This window comes from Pontibacter harenae (assembly GCF_020907245.1).
Taxonomy (GTDB): domain Bacteria; phylum Bacteroidota; class Bacteroidia; order Cytophagales; family Hymenobacteraceae; genus Pontibacter; species Pontibacter harenae.
Genome location: NZ_JAJJWH010000041.1, coordinates 1 through 21,216, shown reverse-complemented (window position 1 = coordinate 21,216; position 21,216 = coordinate 1). Strand labels below are relative to the sequence as shown.

17 protein-coding genes are annotated in these 21,216 nt (G+C 43.6%); 13 read left to right on the top strand and 4 right to left on the bottom strand.

What is annotated here, in order from left to right; all coding sequences use genetic code 11:
- Positions 1-23: 23 nt before the first annotated feature.
- Together porM and porN are read left to right on the top strand one after the other, a co-directional pair.
- A complete protein-coding gene (gene porM, locus LN893_RS16485) occupies positions 24-1,637 on the top strand; it encodes a type IX secretion system motor protein PorM/GldM (RefSeq protein ID WP_229972003.1) in 1,614 nt (537 codons plus the stop codon).
- Between the two features lie 21 nt (positions 1,638-1,658).
- Entirely contained in the window at positions 1,659-2,516 is an 858-nt protein-coding gene (gene porN / locus LN893_RS16480; protein ID WP_229972001.1) for a type IX secretion system ring subunit PorN/GldN, read from the top strand.
- Positions 2,517-2,705: 189 nt separating this feature from the next.
- Here porN and uvrC read toward each other — a convergent pair whose 3' ends face one another.
- Genes uvrC through porW form a run of 3 tightly spaced genes read right to left on the bottom strand, consistent with a single transcriptional unit; the run spans position 2,706 to position 9,713 of the window.
- Positions 2,706-4,511, bottom strand: coding sequence for an excinuclease ABC subunit UvrC (gene uvrC / locus LN893_RS16475; RefSeq protein ID WP_229971998.1), 1,806 nt, complete (start codon positions 4,509-4,511; stop codon positions 2,706-2,708).
- A gap of 11 nt (positions 4,512-4,522) precedes the next feature.
- Positions 4,523-6,841, bottom strand: coding sequence for a penicillin-binding protein 1A (locus LN893_RS16470; protein WP_229971996.1), 2,319 nt, complete (start codon positions 6,839-6,841; stop codon positions 4,523-4,525).
- Between the two features lie 4 nt (positions 6,842-6,845).
- Entirely contained in the window at positions 6,846-9,713 is a 2,868-nt protein-coding gene (gene porW / locus LN893_RS16465) for a type IX secretion system periplasmic lipoprotein PorW/SprE (RefSeq protein WP_229971994.1), read from the bottom strand.
- A 332-nt stretch (positions 9,714-10,045) separates the two neighbouring features.
- On the opposite strand from porW, the gene LN893_RS16460 reads away from it, so the two are divergent.
- The 11 genes from LN893_RS16460 to LN893_RS16410 all read left to right on the top strand — a co-directional run bounded on the left by LN893_RS16460 (position 10,046) and on the right by LN893_RS16410 (position 19,346).
- Positions 10,046-10,282: an AtpZ/AtpI family protein gene (locus LN893_RS16460; protein WP_229971991.1), complete on the top strand. Its 237-nt coding sequence runs from the start codon at positions 10,046-10,048 to the stop codon at positions 10,280-10,282.
- A gap of 5 nt (positions 10,283-10,287) precedes the next feature.
- Entirely contained in the window at positions 10,288-10,671 is a 384-nt protein-coding gene (locus tag LN893_RS16455; protein WP_229971990.1) for a hypothetical protein, read from the top strand.
- 44 nt (positions 10,672-10,715) lie between these two features.
- Positions 10,716-11,750 (top strand): F0F1 ATP synthase subunit A, encoded by a 1,035-nt coding sequence (atpB, locus tag LN893_RS16450; protein ID WP_229971988.1) that lies wholly within the window; start codon positions 10,716-10,718, stop codon positions 11,748-11,750.
- A gap of 36 nt (positions 11,751-11,786) precedes the next feature.
- Complete coding sequence (atpE, locus tag LN893_RS16445; protein WP_229971986.1) at positions 11,787-12,044, top strand: ATP synthase F0 subunit C; 258 nt, start codon at positions 11,787-11,789, stop codon at positions 12,042-12,044.
- 161 nt (positions 12,045-12,205) lie between these two features.
- Positions 12,206-12,700 (top strand): F0F1 ATP synthase subunit B, encoded by a 495-nt coding sequence (locus LN893_RS16440; RefSeq protein WP_229971984.1) that lies wholly within the window; start codon positions 12,206-12,208, stop codon positions 12,698-12,700.
- Between the two features lie 55 nt (positions 12,701-12,755).
- On the top strand, positions 12,756-13,313 hold the full coding sequence (atpH, locus tag LN893_RS16435; RefSeq protein ID WP_229971983.1) for an ATP synthase F1 subunit delta: 558 nt from the start codon (positions 12,756-12,758) through the stop codon (positions 13,311-13,313).
- Position 13,314: 1 nt separating this feature from the next.
- The gene (atpA, locus tag LN893_RS16430; RefSeq protein WP_229971981.1) at positions 13,315-14,895 is read left to right on the top strand and encodes a F0F1 ATP synthase subunit alpha; all 1,581 of its coding nucleotides are present in this window, start codon (positions 13,315-13,317) and stop codon (positions 14,893-14,895) included.
- A gap of 68 nt (positions 14,896-14,963) precedes the next feature.
- Complete coding sequence (gene atpG, locus LN893_RS16425) at positions 14,964-15,851, top strand: ATP synthase F1 subunit gamma (RefSeq protein ID WP_229971980.1); 888 nt, start codon at positions 14,964-14,966, stop codon at positions 15,849-15,851.
- Positions 15,852-16,012: 161 nt separating this feature from the next.
- Positions 16,013-17,707, top strand: a complete 1,695-nt coding sequence (pafA, locus tag LN893_RS16420) for an alkaline phosphatase PafA (RefSeq protein WP_229971979.1) — start codon at positions 16,013-16,015, stop codon at positions 17,705-17,707.
- A gap of 66 nt (positions 17,708-17,773) precedes the next feature.
- Positions 17,774-18,331, top strand: a complete 558-nt coding sequence (locus LN893_RS16415) for an inorganic diphosphatase (RefSeq protein ID WP_229971978.1) — start codon at positions 17,774-17,776, stop codon at positions 18,329-18,331.
- A 112-nt stretch (positions 18,332-18,443) separates the two neighbouring features.
- Positions 18,444-19,346: a UbiA prenyltransferase family protein gene (locus tag LN893_RS16410; protein WP_229971977.1), complete on the top strand. Its 903-nt coding sequence runs from the start codon at positions 18,444-18,446 to the stop codon at positions 19,344-19,346.
- On the opposite strand, the gene LN893_RS16405 is transcribed toward LN893_RS16410, so the two are convergent.
- Positions 19,336-20,853: an NAD(P)H-hydrate dehydratase gene (locus LN893_RS16405; RefSeq protein WP_229971976.1), complete on the bottom strand. Its 1,518-nt coding sequence runs from the start codon at positions 20,851-20,853 to the stop codon at positions 19,336-19,338. The genes LN893_RS16410 and LN893_RS16405 overlap by 11 nt on opposite strands.
- Positions 20,854-21,216: the final 363 nt, after the last annotated feature.

Genomic DNA, 21,216 nt, shown 5'->3' with positions numbered 1-21,216 from the left:
TACCCGTTAATAAATAGTAGACAATGGCTGGAGGAAAAGAGACACCACGGCAGAAGATGATCGGTATGATGTACTTAGTACTTACCGCACTTCTGGCCCTAAACGTGAGCTCAGCAATCCTGTTGAAATTTCAGTTCCTAGATTCCAGTTTACAGGAAGCAAACTCGAAATCAAAAACAGAGAACGCTGGCATACTCGGTGGTATGGTTCAAACCATCGAAGGAATAAAAAAAGAAGGAGGCACTCCAAAACCTAAGGATCTGCAAGCACTTACAAAAGCTGAGGAAGTACGCGAGCAGACCAAAGATATAGTAGAGTATATCCAGAATTTAAGAGCAAGCCTGGTTGAGAAATCTGGTGGCACGGATCCTGAAACAGGTAACTATACTAATCCTGAAGGGAATGATATAGTAGCATCTACCATGATTGGTGGAGGCAAGAATGGTGAAGCCTATGAGTTGAAAAACAAGCTCGATGCATACACTAAGTTTTTGAGACAGTATAGCGAGTCTGTACCTCCTAGTATAGCATTGAGCGGAAGCGAAGACCCAGTTGCTAAGAATGATCCAAACCAAAAGAACAAGGATTTTGCAGTTCTGAATTTTGAGGATACACCTCTTGTTGCGGCACTGGCTGTACTTTCTCAAAAGGAATCGGAAGTTCTGAAGTATGAAGCCACTACGCTTCAAAGACTAGCCCAGGAAATGGGAGCTGATGTTGCTTTCACAACAGAAGATTTGTTTGCAATGGCTCGTGCTGAATCTAAGGTGGTAGCTGCAGGTACAAAGTACAAAGCTGATTTAATGATTGCTGCTTCTTCTGCAAGCATCAATCCTAAGATGTACTACCAAGGTAAGCCAATTAGAGTAGAAAACGGTCGCGGTCAGATTGAGTTTACTGCTGCTGCTTCTAATTATGATGCAGACGGAAACTCGAAGCAGACCTGGAAAGGACAAATTGTGCTAAAGCAAAACGGAAGAGATACTACTTATGAAGTAACAGAAGAGTATATTGTTGCTAAGCCAGTTATTCAAGTACAATCTGCTGCTGTTCAGGCACTTTACCTCGGTGCTGCAAACGAACTGAACATTCAGGTACCTGCTTTAGGAGTTACTTATGATCCAAGCTTCAACGCTTCTGGTGGTACAGCCATCAAAGGTGCTAAAAAAGGAGTAGTGACTGTTATACCTAACTCTGCTCAGGTTAAACTAAGTGTAAGCAGTGCTGGAAACGCCATCGGAACAGAAACTTTCAATGTGAAACCGATACCGAAACCAGAAGTTGTAGCGTTAGTAAATGGTAGACCTTATGAGCCAGCTAAGGGCGTATCTGCTGCCGCAATCAGAACAATGGATTTGCAAGCGATAGCAGATGAAGGATTTAAATCTGCATTGCCTAATGAAGCACGTTACATGGTTACCAGTGGTACTGCCATGTTAGTTCAAGGTGGTCAGTTAGTAGACAGATTTGAATTTAACGGTCCTAGTGTAAACCTAGCTAGATTTGCACAAAGAGCTAAAAAAGGAGACCAGATTTTGGTTGAGGTAGATGATGTAAAACGCTTGAACTACCAAGGAACAGCTGTGAATGCAGGTCTTGGAAATAGAAAGCCATCGTTTACAGTAATATTGAACTAATAAGCATATAGAATAAGAAGTATGAAGCTTTCAAAGATTGTAGGTGTAGCTGCTGGTGTGTTACTCTCTTGGAGTGCCATGGCACAACAGCCAAATAATGCATCTAACAGCGCGTCGGCAAGACCAATTCCTGAGTCAGATATACTGTTCAAGCAAACTGTTTGGAGAAAGGTTGACTTGCGTGAAAAGCAGAACTTGCCAATGTTTGCGCAAAACCAGGAAGTTACCAAATTCTTGGTAAATGCTGTAAAGAGCGGAGAGCTTACTGCCTATAGATCTGATTCATTGGATGTGCCAATCACTAAAGAGCAGTTTATACAACGTATAACTGCAGGTGGTGGAGGTTCAGGCCAGCCTGAAACACAAGAAGAGAGGCTAGAAAGAGAGCTAAGAGAAAAGGAAAGATGTGAGTTTTACATCGCCCAGGGTCAAACATGTCCTCCTCCAGCTACAGCTTCTGCTTTTGAGTATGCTCCAAGACAGCTTTACTTGCTACAGCTAAAAGAAGATGTGATATTCGATAAGAAGCGTTCGCGCATGTATCATGATATTCAAGCTGTATCGTTAATTCTTCCTTCGGCTGTAAATCAGGAAATGAACCAGCGAGCGTTTGAGGAGCCTCTTGCACATTTTAAAATGAGCGATTTAGCTAGAGTGTTTAGAAATAATCCGCAGACAGCTGTATGGTATAACACCCAGAATGAAGCGCAGCATAAAAACTTAGCTGATGCATTCGACTTGTGGTTGTTCAGTTCTTACATCACGAAGTTAGCTAATGCAAGCAATGAAAATTTAGGTTCAGGAACACAAGCACTATTAGACGCCCAACAAGCTGTAGAAGCTTTGATTGAGTATGAATATAGCCTTTGGAGCTACTAAACTCTAAAGTACATACTTCTTAAAATAAAAAGAGAGGGACCTACTACTAGGTCCCTCTCTTTTTATTTGTTGCTAGTTCAGTTAAAAAGCAATTTATGTTGGCTCAATACTGAAAAACTCTAAGAGAAGGGATAGAAACAGAACTGCGACAAAAGCAAATAAAGTACAGAAGCTTGGGCAACAAGTAATTTATGCAGGATGCAAATAGTTATAAAGTATAGATGCTTTCGATTTGCCTACTTCGGCTGCGAGTTCATCAAGAGAAAGTTCTCTTATTTTTTTAACTGATTTAAACTTAGCCAGAAGCGCATTAGCAGTAGATGGGCCTAAGCCTTTCACACTTGTAAGTTCTGTCTGTAAAGTGCCAGCATCTCGCTTACTTCTATGGAACGTGATTGCAAATCGGTGCGCCTCGTTACGCAACCGCTGAATCAGCATTAAAGACTCAGACTTTTTATCGATATACAGTGGTAGCGTATCACCTGGATAGAAGATCTCTTCCAGACGTTTTGCAATACCCACAATCGCTATTTTGCCCCAAATGTTAAGGTCTTTTAGCGCTTTCACAGCGAAACTCAGCTGTCCTTTGCCACCATCTACAATAATAAGCTGAGGCAGAGGCTTATCTTCTTCCAACAGACGTTTGTATCTGCGCGTCACCACCTCATACATAGACTCGAAATCGTTGGGGCCAACAACAGTTTTAATGTTATAATGGCGATAGTCTTTCTTACTAGGTTTGCCGTTTTTGAAACAAACCATAGAGGCCACTGGATTGTCACCTTGGAAGTTGGAGTTATCGAAGCATTCTATCTGCCGTGGCAATTCAGTTAGTCGAAGGTCTTTTTTCAGTGTCTCCAGCACACGCAGTTCGCGTTGTTCTGCTAAGCTCTTGTTCTGCTCCTGGCGCCCTTCCCGCTCCTTACGCAGGTACATCGCGTTCTTAAGCGAAAGGTTTAAGAGCTTGCGCTTATCCCCAATTTGCGGCGTGGTAACCGAGATATTATCTAAAGGGAGTTTCAGGTCGATATTAGTAATGAGTTCACGCGAGGTACTTTCAAACTCCTGCCGCAGTTGCACTACAATAGAGGCGAGTATATCTGCGTCCTCCTCATCCAACTTTTTCTGAATCTCCAGCGACTGCGTCAGAATAATAGAGCCATTCATCACTTTTAAGTAGTTAATGAAGGCACATTGTTCGTTGCTTGTTATGCTGAAAACATCGATGTTGGTAAGCGTGTTGCTGACAACGGTAGACTTTGCTTGAAAATCTTCCAGCATATCCAGCTTTTGCTTGTACTGATGGGCAAGCTCGAACTGATAATCTGCCGCTGCCGCAGACATTTGCTCTTTGAAGTAGTTTTTGGCGATAGACAAGTTTCCAGAGAGAATACTGCGGAGTTGCATGATATTCTCATTGTAGGTGGTCTCATCTACTAAAGCTTCGCAGGGGCCTTTGCAGTTGCCGATGTGGTACTCCAGACAAACTTTGAACTTACCAGCCGCTATGTTCTCGGGAGATAAGTTATAGGTGCAGGTACGAAGAGGATAGAGTGTTCTGATTAAATCCAGCACCACGTTCATGGTTGTGATACTTGGATAGGGCCCAAAATAGCGGGAGCCGTCGTTTATCTTATTGCGAGTACTGATAACGCGCGGGAAGCGCTCATTTACAATACAGATGTACGGATAGGTTTTGCCATCCTTTAAAAGGATATTATACTTGGGCTGATACTGCTTAATCAGGTTATTCTCAAGTAAAAAGGCATCGGCCTCCGTATCAACAATAGTAAACTCAATGTCCTTTATCTGGGACACGAGTTTAAGCGTCTTCTTATTGTGTTGAGCAGAGCGGTTGAAATAGGAACTAACGCGTTTCCTGATGTCAACCGCTTTGCCTACATAGATAATACCGTTATCGTCGAAAAATTTATAAATACCAGGCTTGTGCGGAAGATGCGAGATCTTCTCTTTCAGCGTCTCGTTTGCAGGCATTGCAACTACTTTTAGATTTCAGCATCTAAGTCAATTTCGGTAGGCATTTGCAAAAACTCATCCTGCTGGGTAGAGTCAATTGGAGCAACGCCGCCGTTATACCTAGAACAATCTAATTCTACAGATAATGGGGTAGAAGGTTTAGGAAAAGGATCTTTTGATACATCAAGAGACTTATCGGCATACACTTTCTGCATGAAAGCACCATACACAGGCATAGCCAACTTATTACCTTGTCCTAAAGCGATACTGCGGAAGTGAATAGAGCGAGAGTCGCCACCTACCCATGTTCCACAAACTAAATTAGGCGTGATACCCATAAACCAAGCATCAGATTGATTCTGTGTTGTACCTGTTTTGGCTCCTATTTCATTTTTAAGGCCATTACGATGACGTAGACCGTAATAAGCTGTACCACCTGGCTCAGTAGCTGCTTTTAGCATGTGCACCATCGTATAAGCTGTTTCCTCACTTAAAACATCTTCTGTTTTAGGAGTGTGCTCATATACAACATTGCCATGTTTATCTTCTATACGCGTAATAAAAGTTGGCTCAGTCCAGGTGCCACCGTTCACAAAGGTGCCATAAGCGCCTACCATGTCAAACAAAGTAACATCGCTAACACCTAATGCCAGTGAAGGAGTAGGATCTAAAGGCGTAGAAATGCCCATACGTTTAGCTGTTCTTGCCAACGTCTGCGGTCCAAGCTTGTTTACAAGAAAAGCAGAAACAGAGTTAACAGACTCGGCGAGTGCTTTTCGTAGCGTATAAACTTCGCCAGAAAACTTATTATCAGAGTTATTTGGGCACCACATGTTTCCATCAGGTAACGGAATACAAACCTTAGTGTCAACAACCTCATAGCAAGGCGACATGCCGCTTTCTATAGCTGCGGTGTACAGAAAAGGCTTAAAGGTAGAGCCAGGCTGACGTGCACCCTGCTTCACGTGGTCGTACTGAAAATGCTTAAAGTTGATGCCACCAACCCAGGCTTTAATATAACCCGTTTGCGGTTCCATGGCCATAAAACCAAGTTGTAGGAAATGCTTGTAGTATTTCAGCGAATCCATTGGGCTCATCTCCACCTCTTTCTCACCATCCCAGGTAAAGATGGTCATTGGCACCTTCTTGTTCAGGTAATAATTGATAGAGTCCGTATCGCCATCAAAACGTGCGCTCAGCCTACGGTAGCGTTCAGTTTTCTTAATTTCTGTTTCAGGGAAGTTTTTAATCTCTTGGCCATTACGGTCTACCCAAGGGTTACGCCCTTTCCAGTGCTCAAAGAATGCCTTTTGGCGATCTTTCATATGTGTTTCCATAGCCTGCTCCGCATACTGTTGCATACGGGAGTCGATGGTGGTGTAAATTTTTAAGCCATCGGCATATAGGTCATAACCACTCTCTCGGGCCCACTTCAACAGAAACTTTTTAGCTTCTGCTCTAAAATATGGTGCTAATCCCTGGTTCTGATTCTCGACACGATAATTTAAAACAATCTCCTTCCCTTTCAGTTGGGCATATTCGGCCTCAGGCATAAAGCCATACTTCACCATCTGCGACATGACTACATTGCGGCGGCGCTTGGCGTTTTCTGGGTTAAACCTTGGGCTATAATAGTTCGGGTTTTTAAATAAGCCTACCAATACAGCAGATTCTTGTACATTCAGCTCAGATGTTTTTTTATTGAAGAAGGTTTTAGCAGCAGACTCAATACCAAAAGCATTACTTCCAAACTCGAAGATGTTGAGATACATAACCATGATCTCCTTTTTGGTATAAGATTCTTCTAGCTTAACTGCCATTAACCATTCTTTCGTTTTATGGATAAGCGTACGCAGGCCTGGCACATCATTCAGAAGACCTGTGTTAAGTTCTTCATCTCTGGTTTTGAAAAGGTTTTTGGCGAGCTGTTGCGTAAGCGTACTTCCCCCTCCTTTACTATTACCAAGTACAATACCGCTTACAACACGAAACATGGCTTCTGGGTCTACACCTGAGTGTTCCTCAAAACGGATATCTTCGGTTGCCATCAACGCTTGTACAAGATTATCAGGAAGGTCCTCGTAATCAACAGGAGTTCTGTTCTCACGGAAGTATTTACCTAACACAAGGTTATCAGCTGAGTAGATTTCTGATGATAAAGAGCTCTTAGGGTTTTCCAGCGTGCGCATGTTAGGCAATTCCCCGAACAGGTTCAGAAAGTTAATGCTTACAGCATATACATATAATATAACTGCCAGAAAACCTCCAATAAAGAGTATCCATAAAGTCGAGACAACTTTCGGGAATACAGTTTTTTTGCTCTTAGTCTGTGTTGTCTTAGTAGCCATGTACTTAGTAATTGTTCTGGTAGAAGGTTAGGTACTCTTCTATATCTTGTTTCTGAAGAAGCTTCTGATAGTTAGCAGAAGTAATGACAAAGGTAGTGAATTGTACGCCACCAAATTTAGCTAAAGGCGAGGGTGGCGAACTTTGTTTTTTGTGATAAGTTTGCGCCAACACAGGATCGGTAAAAGTCTGGCCTACTAGCATCATCTGATTATCGGAAACAGGCACTGTTTTGAAAGACAAAGCATGATTCCAGAAATTGCGTTGGTACTGCGCGTACTGTTTCTCAATATCTTTTAAGCCCCTGGACCCCGCAGGGAAAACAGCCACAAAATAATATGCCGAGTCTGGTGCCGCCTCATAAGCTAAGGCTTTTGTATTTGCTGGTTTGGCTACAGGTGCATCTGCCTTTTTGGGTTCAGATAAATTTAAATTCACATCCTGCTCTGGTTTAGCATAAACTACCTTTTGTCTGCCCACTGTATCCTGCGCCGCTGCTTGCTGTGCAGGAGCTTGTAACTGTGGCTGCGTCTGTTCTGCATCTGGCATAGTCTGTTGTACTGGCGTCACTTTCTCTTTTGGTTTAGCGGGTACAATTTCTGTGCTAGATTTTATGGTTTGCGAAAGAGAAGCAGTAAGTTGCCCAGGGAGCGGCTTTTCTGGTGCAGGAGGAGCATCTTTGCGCAGCATGTTTTGCTGCTCTAAACTAGCGTAAGTAGTTAGCAACTGGTTTGCTTTCTCCTGTAGCGGGCTTCCTGGATATATGGCTTTAAAGCGCTTAAGCTGTTCCCGCAAAGCTTCTGGCTTCTCAGTGCGAGCAGTTATCATAATGCTTAAGAACTCAGCTTTGTCCGTTATATCGTTCAGTGGATAATCTCTTATGAGTTTGGCCACTGAAGCCTTAGCTTCTTCGTAATTCTGATGTTCATAATAAGTAAAGGCAGAATCGTATAGTGTATGTGCCTTTAGGTTATCAGCTGCATTTTTAGTCATGAAGGCAGGATCGTCTACTAGCATGGCGTAGGTAGTATTCGGGAACTCCTGCTTTATTTTGCTGTAGTAAGTGCTTTTGCGCTCATCTCCAGCTTTATCATAAATAAGGTAAAGGCTGTAATATACCTCTGGCACATGCTGAGATTTAGGAAACCGTTGCAGCATTTTCTCATAAGTCTCTATTGCACGTACAGGCTCTTGTAACTTATAGTTGTAGATGTTTCCTAAGTCAAACAGCGCCTCTTCCACCATCCTCTCAGATTTCAGCATTTCGGCCGTAGATATAGGTAAATTAGCTAAATACGTCTGGAGTTGTGCCTCAACACGTTCTTCTGCACTAATGGCTGGCTCCGCAGTAGGTACGGTTTCTTGTTGCGCCACCTGCACTTCTGTATTTGTTTCACTTCTTGTTCGGGTACGCCAGTTATCTTGTAAAGGCCTATCGCCCCAGCGCCTGTTAAACTCGGAGCGGGCAGTTGCCATGGCTGCAGGATTATCAAAATACCAAACACCACCAGGACTGTTGTTTACAGCAAAGGCATCTGTGTTATTCTGGCGTATACCCGACTGCCGTTGCTGTTGCTGCGCCAGTTGCTGCTGCTTGGCCTCGGTCTCCATACGCAACTCCTCTTCACGCTGAATCAGTTGCTTAATAAAGTCTTCACGCTCTGCCTCTGGCATGCGGGCAATGCGCTGCAGGCTGTCCTGTGTGTGGATGGTGTTATATTGTGTGGCAAAGTCTGTGAGTACGTTTTTGCGTTCTACCACAGCCTCATACTCTGGCGCATGTTGCGGATACACCTGCACGGCACTGTCGTAGTAGGCTTGTGCCATATCGTATTTGTTCAGATGCTCAAAATGAATTTGCCCAGCCAACAGGTAAGTATAAGCCTTTTGGTTAGCCAAAGAACCTGTAGCATCTAAAGACTGCTGAATAAGAGCTAGCGCCTTATCATAGTTTTGCTGGCGCAGCTCAAAAACCGCCATCTCGTAATAAATTTTATCACGATACTCGGTGTTCTTGCTGTCTTTCAGCAGCTTCTTAAAATAGCCAGCTATACGCTCTTTGTCATTCCTATCTGTTAATTCTGATACCTGCCCAATGTAGAGGCGACTGAAAAAGCTAAGATCATAAGGTGGGTTGCGGCGGAGAATCTTGTTATACTGCTTATAGGCATCTTTATTCTGATCTGTTAGTTGGTACAGGCGTGCCAATGAGAAACGCACCTGCGACTGCTGATCCTTTTCATCGAAGTTTGGAACAGACAAGGCCAGGTTATGAATAAGAGCAGCTGTATCGCCTAACATTTTGTGGTAGTGCGCCCGCGCCAGGTATAACTCACGCGCATTTACCTTGTTCAGGCGCTCTTTGCGGAGCACTTCTGAAACAGCTTGCGCATTTTCTGGCTCCTCATTCATCAGGAAGCAACGCATCAGCCACACAAGGGCCTCGTGTCGGGCATGAGGGTCTTTGCTGGTAGCGTTAACATATTTAAATGTGCTGGCAGCTTCTGCAAAGCTTAACTGGTAGTAGCGGGCTTTTCCAATTAATATATAGCTGTCGTCTATCCACTTGCTGTTTTTGTGGTACTGCACCGGGAACGAAGCTTTTTTTATGACATCCTCCAGATCGGTATTGAATGCCTTATAAGTAGCCGAATCTATAGTTGGGTAAATAGGTAGCACCTGATTGTAGTCGTACACCATTTGCTGCTGTATACTTTCTTCTATAGTGCGCATCTTTTCCTTGGCCAAGAAATAGCCATTGTAGCGGGCCGTCGTATTATGATACGCCTTGCTAAGCGGGTTCTTCCGTTCTACCGAGCAGGAGAACAGCAGAAAGCCTACTAGTGCTATTATATATAAAGATCGGTTGTTCAAGCTAAAATAAGTGCAGGGTTTTCAGATGCTATATACTATATGGTTTAAACGCTGAGGATATAGACAAAATTATAAAGTATAAGCTAGCAAAAGAGGCTTAGAAAGGTAATTGCACAAAGCTATATTATACATAGGTAAATTCATACAAAAGTACAAGAAAGCCAATATGTGGCTACTGCTTTTCTGGAGCCACCTAATGAACTATACAAAAAGCGAATTGGTTTCAGACACAGCCTGCATAATAGCATGAATACAGCATACTAAAAAAGTATACAAGCTACTTGTGCTGTTTGCAAAGTAAAAGCGTGTAGTTTTGTATTGTGGTTTAAAGCATGAATGCACCTAAACATCAAAAAGAGAAAGAAGAAAGCTCTAGTGGCATAAAGCCTTACCTAAAGTATTCTGGTATGGCTTTTCAGATGGTGGGGGTGTTAGTACTGGCGGCTTTTGCTGGAATTAAGTTGGATGACTATTTTAACACGACGGTGCCTTGGTTTACCATTATACTGCTCTTGCTGGCGGTTATTGCCTCCATGGTTTTAACTATCATTTCGATAACAAAAAAATAACGTTTGTGAAATTCTATAAGAACCTGGCCATACTAACAGTTGTTATAGCAGCCATAGTGTTGCTGCTACAGAACCTGACAGGGCAAAAGCTTGTGCACCAGTATGTTTGGCTAATTTTGGTTTTCTTTATCTTTATTACAGCATTTACGTTCTATCTCACTAACATGGGCCTAAAGAACGATGCCGATAACTTCCAGGTGTACTACTTTAGTTCTATGGGGTTTAGGATGGTGCTTAGTATTGGAGTGATCTTCGCTTACGTCTATTTTGTAGGTGCCGATAATCTACGGTTTGTCTTTAACTTTTTTATATTTTATTTCCTCTTTACAGGGTTTGAAATTTACAGTTTGTTGGGTAACTTGCGGCCCAATTTGAAAGAGCCGAAATAAAAAGTAAGTTTTGCTCGTGTATTTTTGCTTCTAAACTATTCTTAATGAAGAGGTTATTCGTTCTATTGTTTTCCTTCTTAACGATTTCGGCATTTGCCGAAGCACCGGTTGAAGGTGGTAAGTTTAATGCTGGTGAAATGATCACGCATCACATTGCAGATGATTATAACTGGCATTTTGCTGATGGTGCTACCGTTTATCTGCCAGTTATCCTGATAGACAATGGTACGGTGAATACTTTCTCCTCCCATCATTTCTATGATGAAAATCACGAAACGGTTCCTTATAACGGCTATGTAATCGAGCATGGTCACATTTATCGTGCAAATGCCGAGGGAGAGCCTGTGGCGGATCAGTCGGGTTTGTACGACCTGTCTATTACCAAGAACGTAGCATCTATGTTTATTAGTGTGTTGCTGCTGTTCGGTATTTTCTTTACGATTGCTGGCCGTTATAAAAAGAACCCAGGCAAAGCGCCTAGCGGTATTCAGTCGTTCTTCGAGCCGATCATCATTTTTGTCCGTGATGATATTGCTAAGGCTAACATCGGTCCTAAGTATGAGCGCTACATGCCCTTCCTGCTTACCGTGTTCTTTTTTATATGGTTCAACAACTTGCTCGGCTTAATGCCAGGTGGTGCTAACTTAACAGGTAACATTGCTGTTACGCTTGTTCTGGCATCACTTACGCTTCTGATAACAGTGTTTAGCGGTAACAAGAATTACTGGAAGCACATTTTTGCGACACCAGGTGTGCCAGGTTGGCTTGCTCCGATCATGATTCCAGTGGAGTTGATCGGTATCCTTACAAAGCCTTTCTCGCTGATGGTTCGTCTTTTTGCGAACATTACAGCTGGTCACATCATTATCCTGTCGTTGTTTAGCTTGATCTTTATTTTCCAAAGCGTTGCTGTAGGTCCACTAAGTGTAGCGTTTGCTACTTTCATGAACTTCCTGGAGTTGTTCGTGGCACTGCTGCAGGCTTACATCTTTACCTTGCTTTCTGCCATGTATTTTGGTGGAGCGGTAGAGGAGCATCATCATGAGGAAGAACATGCTCATGGAGAGGCACACCATTAATTGAATTTTATTTTTTAACTATATATAACTATAATTATGTTGTTAGCAATTTTGCTTCAAGCTGTTTCAGAAGGTGCTGGTTTAGGTATCCTAGGTGCTGGTATTGGTGCTGGTTTAGTAGCTCTTGGCGCTGGCCTTGGCATCGGTAGAATCGGTGGCTCTGCTATGGAGTCAATCGCTCGTCAGCCAGAGGCTAGCGGTAGAATTCAGACTGCGATGATTATTGCTGCTGCACTTATCGAGGGTGTTACACTTTTCGGTGTGGTAGTTTGTCTTCTGATCGTGGTTCTGTAACCAGCCTTTTGTAAAGGTAATCAAAGGTCTAATAAACTTTTGCTGATCTCTTGTCTGGGCGTATGGCCCAGACAACGAGGTCTAAACTAAGAAGCTTATAGTTGGAGGTGCTCCAGTGGAGGCCAGTTAAAAAAGAACCCAATATTCAACTTTTATAAATAATGGAATTAGTAACCCCTGGTGTAGGTCTGGTATTTTGGCAGGTTGTAACATTCCTGATCGTTTTGTTCCTGCTAGCGAAATTCGCTTGGACTCCGATCATGAAAGCGTTAAGCGATCGTGAAGCCTCTATTGAAAATGCGTTAAGTGCTGCTGAAAGGGCAAAGCTTGAAATTCAAGGATTAAAAGCTGAGAATGAGAAGCTGTTGGCAGAAGCTCGCTTAGAGCGCGATAAGATATTGAAGGAAGCTACTGAGGCTGGTAACAGTATCGTAGAGACAGCGAAGCAAAAAGCAAACGAGGAAGGTGCCCGTATGATAGCACAGGCTCGTGAGGCCATCGAAACAGAAAAGCGTGCAGCTGTTGCCGATATGAAAAACACGGCTGCTGTGCTGGCAGTTGATATCGCTGAGCGTATCCTTCGCAAAGAGCTAAACGATAAGCAGGCGCAGCAGGCATTGGCACAAGAGTACATCAAAGAAGTAACCCTGAACTAAAGTTAACCATAGTTGATGCAGGTATTAGCTGCATCTGCGACTATAAAAGAGCAATATGTCAGATATAAGAGTTGCTTCCAGGTATGCAAAATCGCTGCTAGAACTGGCCCAGGAAAAGGGTGTTTTGGAGCAGGTACAGGAAGATATGAAGCTGTTCTCGGATGTTGCAAAACAGAACAGAGACTTTCATTTGCTGCTGCATAACCCTATTGTTAAGTCAGACAAAAAACTGGCTGTTATCAATGCTATCTTCAAAGGGAAAGTGCAGCAAATGACGCTGCTATTCTTCCAGTTGGTAGCTAACAAAAACCGCGAGGCATTGTTGGAGAGTGTTGCGACTGAGTTTAAGACACAGTACAACCTGATCAAAGGAATCCAGAAGGCAAAAGTAACCTCTGCGGCACCACTATCATCAGAGCTCCGCAATGAAATAGGCAGGCGCCTTGTTGCAGAAACTGGCAAGACTATCGAATTAGAAGAGCACGTAGACCCGTCGTTAATTGGAGGCTTTGTGCTTCGTATTGGCGACAGGCAAATAGATAGCTCTGTGAAGAATAGCCTTCGCAAGCTTAAAAATAATTTTAACGACAACTCCTATATCAATAAACTATAACATGGCAGCAGTAAGACCTGACGAAGTATCAGCCATATTAAGAGAACAACTGTCTAACTTCCGTTCTGAGGCAGAACTGGAAGAAGTAGGGACAGTGCTGACAGTGGGTGACGGTGTCGCTCGTATTTATGGCCTGTCAAAAGCACAATCTGGAGAGCTTCTTGAGTTTGAAAACGGACTACAGGCGCTTGTACTTAACTTGGAAGAAGATAACGTAGGAGCCGTAATGCTTGGCGACTACAGTGAAATAAAAGAAGGCGCGACTGTAAAAAGAACTAACCGCATTGCTTCTGTTAAAGTAGGCGAAGGTATCATCGGTCGTGTTGTAAATACACTAGGATTACCAATAGACGGTAAAGGTCCTATTGCTGGTGATTTATATGAGATGCCGCTGGAGCGTAAAGCACCAGGTGTAATCTTCCGTCAGCCAGTAAACGAGCCAATGCAGACTGGTATCAAGGCGATTGACTCTATGATTCCAATTGGCCGTGGCCAGCGAGAGTTAATCATCGGTGACCGCCAGACTGGTAAATCAACAGTGGCTCTGGATACAATCCTGAACCAGCGTGAGTATTACGACAGAGGCGAGCCTGTGTTCTGTATTTATGTGGCTGTAGGACAGAAAGCTTCTACTGTTGCGCAAATTGTTAAGTCTTTGGAAGAAGGCGGTGCAATGGCTTACACAGTGGTAGTAGCGGCTCCTGCTGCTGACCCAGCTCCACTTCAGTTCTTTGCTCCATTTACAGGTGCTGCTATCGGAGAGTTCTTCCGCGATACTGGCCGCCCTGCACTGGTTGTTTATGACGACCTTTCTAAGCAGGCTGTTGCTTACCGTGAGGTATCTCTTCTGCTAAGAAGACCACCAGGACGTGAAGCATATCCAGGTGACGTATTCTACCTACACTCTCGCTTACTAGAGCGTGCGGCTAAGATCAACGCATCTGATGAGATTGCACGTAACATGAACGACTTGCCAGAGTCTATCCGTCCGTTGGTAAAAGGTGGTGGTTCTTTAACTGCCCTTCCAATCATCGAGACACAAGCTGGTGACGTTTCTGCTTATATTCCAACTAACGTGATCTCTATCACTGATGGTCAGATATTCCTGGAGACAAACCTGTTCAACTCTGGTATCCGTCCTGCCATTAACGTAGGTATCTCGGTATCAAGAGTGGGTGGTTCTGCTCAGATCAAATCCATGAAAAAAGTGGCTGGTACACTTAAGCTGGACCAGGCGCAGTTCCGTGAACTGGAAGCGTTTTCTAAATTTGGTTCTGACTTAGATGCGGCTACAAAACTTACGATTGAGCGTGGTCGCCGTAACCTGGAGATCCTGAAGCAGTCTCAGTTCTCGCCTGTACCAGTAGAAGAGCAGGTAGCTATTATTTACTGTGCAACTAACGGTCTGCTTGACGATGTGCCAGTAAATGAGGTTAGAAGCTTTGAGCAAGATTTCTTGCGTACACTGCGTGCACAGCATACAGACGTACTAGCTGCCTTAAGAGCTGGAAAGTTAGAAGATAGCTCAATCAGCGTGCTGAAGCAAGTATCGAAAGAGCTTTCATCAAGATATAAGAAGTAATATATTGTAATGCAGGTCATGCTAAAATAAATGTTTTAGCATGACCTTTACGCATACAACTCTACTATATGGCAAGTTTAAAAGAAGTTAGAAGCCGTATTACATCGGTATCTTCTACACAGCAGATTACCAAGGCCATGAAAATGGTGGCGGCTGCCAAGTTACGTCGTGCTCAGGACAACATTATGCGCATGCGCCCTTATGCAGAGCGTTTGGGTGATATACTGGCAAACCTATCGACGATAACAGAAGGTTCTGTAACAAATGTGTATTCTGAAAAGCGTGAGCCAAACAGAATCCTTATTATAGCTGTAACTTCTGATCGCGGATTGGCTGGTGCTTTCAACTCTAACATCATAAAAGGAGTTACTACTCTTATAAAGGAGAGGTATAGCAGGCAAAATGCTGCTGGAGCCGTAACTATTTTAACAATAGGCAGAAAAGGTAACGAAGCTTTTGTAAAAAGAGGCTATAAAGTTATCGGCGATTATACAGGCATATTCACAAACTTATCTTTTGATACAGTGCGTGGTGCTGCAGAGCGTGCTATGGATGGCTTTGTGGCTAGAGAGTTCGATAAAGTAGAGCTTGTATATAACGAGTTTAAGAACGTCGCAACGCAAATAGTAAGAACAGAGCAGTTCTTGCCGATCGAGGAGCAAGCCGTTGAAAATAAAACTAGTGCAGCTGTAGCCGATTATACGTTTGAGCCTTCAAAAGAAGAGATTATTCAAGAGTTAATACCAAAGTCGCTGAAGATACAAGTATACAAAGCTGTTTTGGAATCTAATGCCTCTGAACATGGTGCGCGTATGACTGCTATGGACAAAGCCACAGAAAATGCTGGTGAGCTTCTTAAGCAGTTAAGACTTACCTATAACAGAACAAGGCAAGCAGCCATCACCAAAGAAATTTTGGAAATTGTGGGTGGTGCAGAAGCCTTAGCGGCAGAGTAAACTTTATATGACAAACAAAAACGCCCACCCCTACAGGTGGGCGTTTTTGTTTGTTGTCTGCTCATTTTATCTAATTGTTAAAAAGCAGCAAAAGGTATTTAAAGAAAAGAACTTTGCGTAAGATTGCTATATTTGTAGAAGCCATTAATAAAAAGCTGTAAATGACAAGGGAATTTAAGAAGAGTTTCGCTGCGATAGCGACACTTGTCGTAATGTTGTTTTTGAACGCATGTGCCAATTCTGGTGCTGTTACCACATCAACTGCTGCTGGCGCAAACCAGCTCCAAGCTGTAGGACCAGAACAAAGACCTAAGCTGATAGTAGGAATTGTTGTAGACCAAATGCGCTATGACTACCTGTTCAGGTACTGGAGTAAGTATGGAGAAGGCGGTTTTAAGAAGCTTGTAACACAGGGCTTCAGTTTCAAAAATAATCAATACAGCTATGTGCCAACTTATACTGGGCCAGGACATGCTTCTGTATATACAGGCAGTGTACCAGCCATTAATGGTATCATAGGAAATAATTGGTATGACAGAAGGACTGGCAAGTCAGTTTACTGTGTAGAAGACAATACAGTGAAGACTGTCGGGAGTTCTTCTACTGCTGGCGAGATGTCACCAGATAACCTGTTGACAACCACTGTTACGGATGAGCTAAGGTTGGCAACAAACAAAGCTTCTAAGGTAATAGGAATTGCACTGAAAGACAGAGGGTCTATTTTACCAGCAGGTCATATGGCTAATGCGGCTTATTGGTTCGATTCTCCCACTGGCAACTGGATTACCAGTACATACTATATGCAGGAGCTGCCGTCTTGGGTTAAGGAGTTTAACCAACAAAAGTTTCCTGACCAGTATCTGAGCCAAGCCTGGAACACGTTACTGCCAATTGAGCAGTATACAGAAAGTAGTGCCGATGATGAGGAGTGGGAGCGTCCGTTAGGCGGAAAGGCAAGAGCTACCTTCCCATATGATGTTCCTGCTTTAAGAGGCAAAGATTATGAGTTAATCAGAAGTATACCTGCTGGCAATAGTATTACCAAAGATTTTGCACTTGCAGCTCTAGAGCATGAAAAGTTAGGACAGGGTGCATCAACAGATTTTCTGGCGTTAAGTTTTTCTTCTCCAGATTACGCAGGTCATAGTTTCGGCCCAAATTCAATAGAAGTGGAGGACATGTACCTGCGACTAGATAAAGATATCGAAGAAATTATAAACCAACTGGAGAAGACAATAGGCAAAGAAAATGTGCTGATATTTTTAACAGCGGATCATGGCGCGGCACAGGTTCCAGCTTATATGCTGTCTAACAAAATACCAGCTGGTTTGGCTAATAGTAGTGCCATGCGCGATTCGATAGAGCAGCATCTGGATAAATTTTTTGGTGCAGGCAAATGGGTGGAGCAGTACACAAACCAGCAGGTGTACCTAAACAGAAACCTGATTAACACTAAAAAATTAAGTCACGAAGAAGTGCAAGAACAAGTAGTAAATGTTATATTGCGCTTCGAAAATGTGATGAAAGCCGTTACAGCTGAGTCTTTGAAGAGGTCTGGGTGGGGCAAAGGCCTGATGACCCGCATAGATAATGGCTATAACACACAACGTTCTGGAGATGTTATCGTAGTGTATCAGCCAGGCTGGTTTGAAGGAGGAAGACAAGGAACTACACATGGTTCTTACTCCAATTATGATACACACGTGCCGCTGGTTTGGTATGGCTGGAAAGTAAAGCCAGGAGAAAGCGCAGCAGAAGTAGAAATTGCCGATATTGCACCAACAATAGCTTCGTGGTTATACATTCAGGAACCGAATGGGAGTGTGGGCAGGCCGTTGCAAGAGTTCATGAAGTAAAGAAGATGCCAGTATAGCAAATTGGCTGGCGAAAAATTAAATAGAAAAAATAAACTTAGTTAAGAGATGGAAAATATTAATCCATGGCACAACGTGAGCTACGGAGAAGAAGCTCCTGGTGTAATCACAGCAATTATAGAGATTCCTAAGGGCTCTAAGGCAAAGTATGAGTTAGACAAAGAAAGCGGCATGCTTAAGCTTGATCGTGTTCTTTTCTCGTCTATTCACTACCCAGCTAATTATGGCTTTATTCCGCAAACTTATTGCGACGATAAAGACCCTCTTGATATTCTGGTAATCTGCTCAATAGATGTACAGCCGATGTGCTTGATCGATGCGAAGGTAATCGGAGTAATGCAGATGATTGATAACAACGAAGAGGATGATAAAATCATTGCCGTTGCTAACAACGATATGTCTGTTCGCCACATCAATGACATTTCTGAATTGCCTCCGCACACGCTGTTGGAGATGCGTCGTTTCTTTGAAGATTATAAGAAACTTGAGCATAAAGAAGTAATTGTAGAGCAGTTTTTAGGTAAAGAACGTGCTTACGAAATTATTCAGGAGAGCATTGACCTTTACAACTCAACTTTCGGTGAGCCAGTAAAGAAAGCTTTGTAAGAAAGACTAGTTTCTTTTACAGAAAGCCTGACGTAGAACATACGTCAGGCTTTTTTATTGTAGCCACGCATTTGAATAGGCAAGGATAAGTTACGAAATTGCCAATCGGCAGATGGAAAACCACGAGCAGACTAAACATATTGCTATTGAGCAGAACATAAGGCAAAGCGCTTTTGGGGTGCTCGAAGCATTGCTGTACAGCAGTGTGTTTATATCGTGCTGTGCTTTTGGTTTAACAGTTGAAACCTACCTGCTAAAAGGACTGGAGGTGTCGATGTCGTTAGCATTATTTGTGTTTTTGGCTACGCTGTTTACCTATAACATAAGCAGTATCCAGAGCATAATTAGAAGACCCCAACAAGCAAAAGCACACCTAAGTAAGGAGTGGGGGCAGCGGCATAAGAAGCTGCTAGCCATGATTGGTGCTGCGAGTGTAGCAGGTGCGGGTTTGCTTTATGTGAGCCAAGGCTTGGATGTAAATGTTTGGTTTATGCTGCATTTGGGCATTATATCTGTTGGCTACACGGTGCCTATTGTCAACAAAAAAGAGAAGGTAAGGCCATTGCGAAGTATACCGTTGCTAAAAGTGTTTTTAATTGCTTATGTATGGGCTGCCGTAACAGTGCTTTTCCCGCTGATGGATGCAGATGTAAATGCCTGGAACCTGGACACACTTCTACTCTTTATAAGAAGGTTCTTGCTGATCCTGGCTCTGGCCCTGCTCTTTGATATAAGAGACTACGTGTATGATCGTGGTACAAAAACACTAACCATACCTGGTTTGCTTGGCGTGCAAAAGGCAAAGCTATGCTCGCTAGGGTTGCTGCTAATTTATTTGTTACTTGTAATCAACACTGAATCGGGAAGTACTTTAGTGGCTTTGGCTGTGGGAGCTACTGGAGCCGCAGGCGTGGTGGTGTTTTCGACAGCGCATAAGCCGCGGCTATACTATGCCCTGCTTGCCGATGGGGCAATGTTGCTGCATGCAGCGTTGGTATATCTGGCTAAAATATAGGTCTGCTTAAACACAGCAAAGCCTTCGGGAGGTGGTCTATCACATCAGAAGCAATCATAGCAATTTCTCCTACATCGCTCAAGGCCATATCTGCTGCTAAGCCGTGCAGGTACACGCCAAGGATACAAGCCTCCTCTAATGTGTAATGCTGCGCAACAAGGGCTGTGATAATGCCTGTCAGCACATCGCCTGTGCCGCCTGTGGCAAGACCTGCGTTGCCAGTGGTGTTAAAATAAATTTTCCCTTCTGGAGTGCCGATAGCTGTGTGACTTCCTTTTAGTACCATGTAGCATCTGTATTCGCTGCAAAACTCCAGCATATCTTTCAGGCGGTCATAATTGTTCTTACTCTTGCCCACCAAACGCTCAAACTCTTTGGGGTGAGGAGTGAAGATAACTTTATCTTTTGGGATTTGTGCTTTAAGCCTGTCGCTGCTGCCAACCAAGTTTATAGCATCCGCATCAATAACCAACGGCGTTTTAGCAGTTGAAAGCAGTTGCCCAATGGCTGTTTTAGTAACTCTCTCGGTACCGATGCCAGGGCCTGTACCTATTACAGAATATTTCTCTGAATCTGTTGGCAGTGCAGATAAGTGCTTGCGATTCTTGTCAAGTAAGGTCATAGCTTCGGGCACGGCAGTTTGCAGAATATCGTAACCAATGGCGGGAGCATGTAAGGTTAGCAAACCAACACCTGCCCGTAAGCAAGCTTTAGCAGCTAGCACGGCCGCACCCATTTTACCTACTCCACCAGCAAAAAGTAGTGCATGCCCGTACAGGCCTTTGTGAGAGAATTTTTTGCGTGGTTTTAACAGGTGCTGTACATCCGTTTGCGTGGTGAAGTATAGTTTCGTGTCAACGCTAGAAACAAACGCTTGGTTCAAGCCGATTGGTACCACATGCCAGTTACCTACATATTCTTCGTGCTGTGGCAGAAAAAAAGCCAGTTTCGGCAGTTCAAAGCTGATGGTGTAGTTTGCTTTTACAACGGCTCCTTCGTCTGGGGTTTGGCTGTCGGTGTAAAGGCCTGAGGGCATATCGATAGAGGTGACACAGGCGCCGCTGTTGTTTAGCAGTTCAATAACGGCGGCATACATGCCTGCTACAGGTCTGTTCAGTCCAGTGCCGAAAAGAGCGTCTATAACACAAGCTTTGGCAGGAAGTGAAGGTATATCTTTCTGTCGCTGTACCTGGTGCCGCTGTACTGCTTGTGGTAGTTGCTCCAGGTTAGCTTTGTAATCAGCAGATACTTTAAAGGTGTCTCCGACAAGGTATACCTGCACTGCATATCCTCGTTCTTGCAGCAGCCTTGCCACGGCTAAACCATCGCCACCGTTGTTGCCAGGTCCGCAGAAGATTAGCACTTCTTGTGTAGAAGGAAACTTGTTCTCGAACCAGCCTGTGAAAGCCTTTGCTGCACGCTCCATCAGATCTACGGAGCTTATACCTTCTTCTCTTATTGTATATGCATCGGCTTCTCGGGTTTGTGCAGCAGTCAGAAGTTTCATAGTGTGGTAGTTCAGGTTTGTAAAATATACTTGATGTGTGTGATGGAGGTTGAATAATTATGTGTTCTTCAGAAAGCACGAGCCGATTTAGCCTGATTATAGGTAATCGTCCTCGATAAGTAGCTTCCATTGCTCGAACCTGCAAATCCTTTTGCAACTTTTGTTATGGTGCTTTCTGCAGGCTTTTCGCCTCGCCGGCTAGGCCTTACTTTTCTCCTTGATGAGATTAACCACCCCGCCTGCGGCACCCCTCCTTGAAAAAAGGAGGGGAGTGCAAAAGAACAAGAGGCTTCAAGCTCGCCTCTCCTGGAGTAGAAGAGAGGAGTTGTGGTTCACAATGTATGATGTTTGCATTTTTGTTTG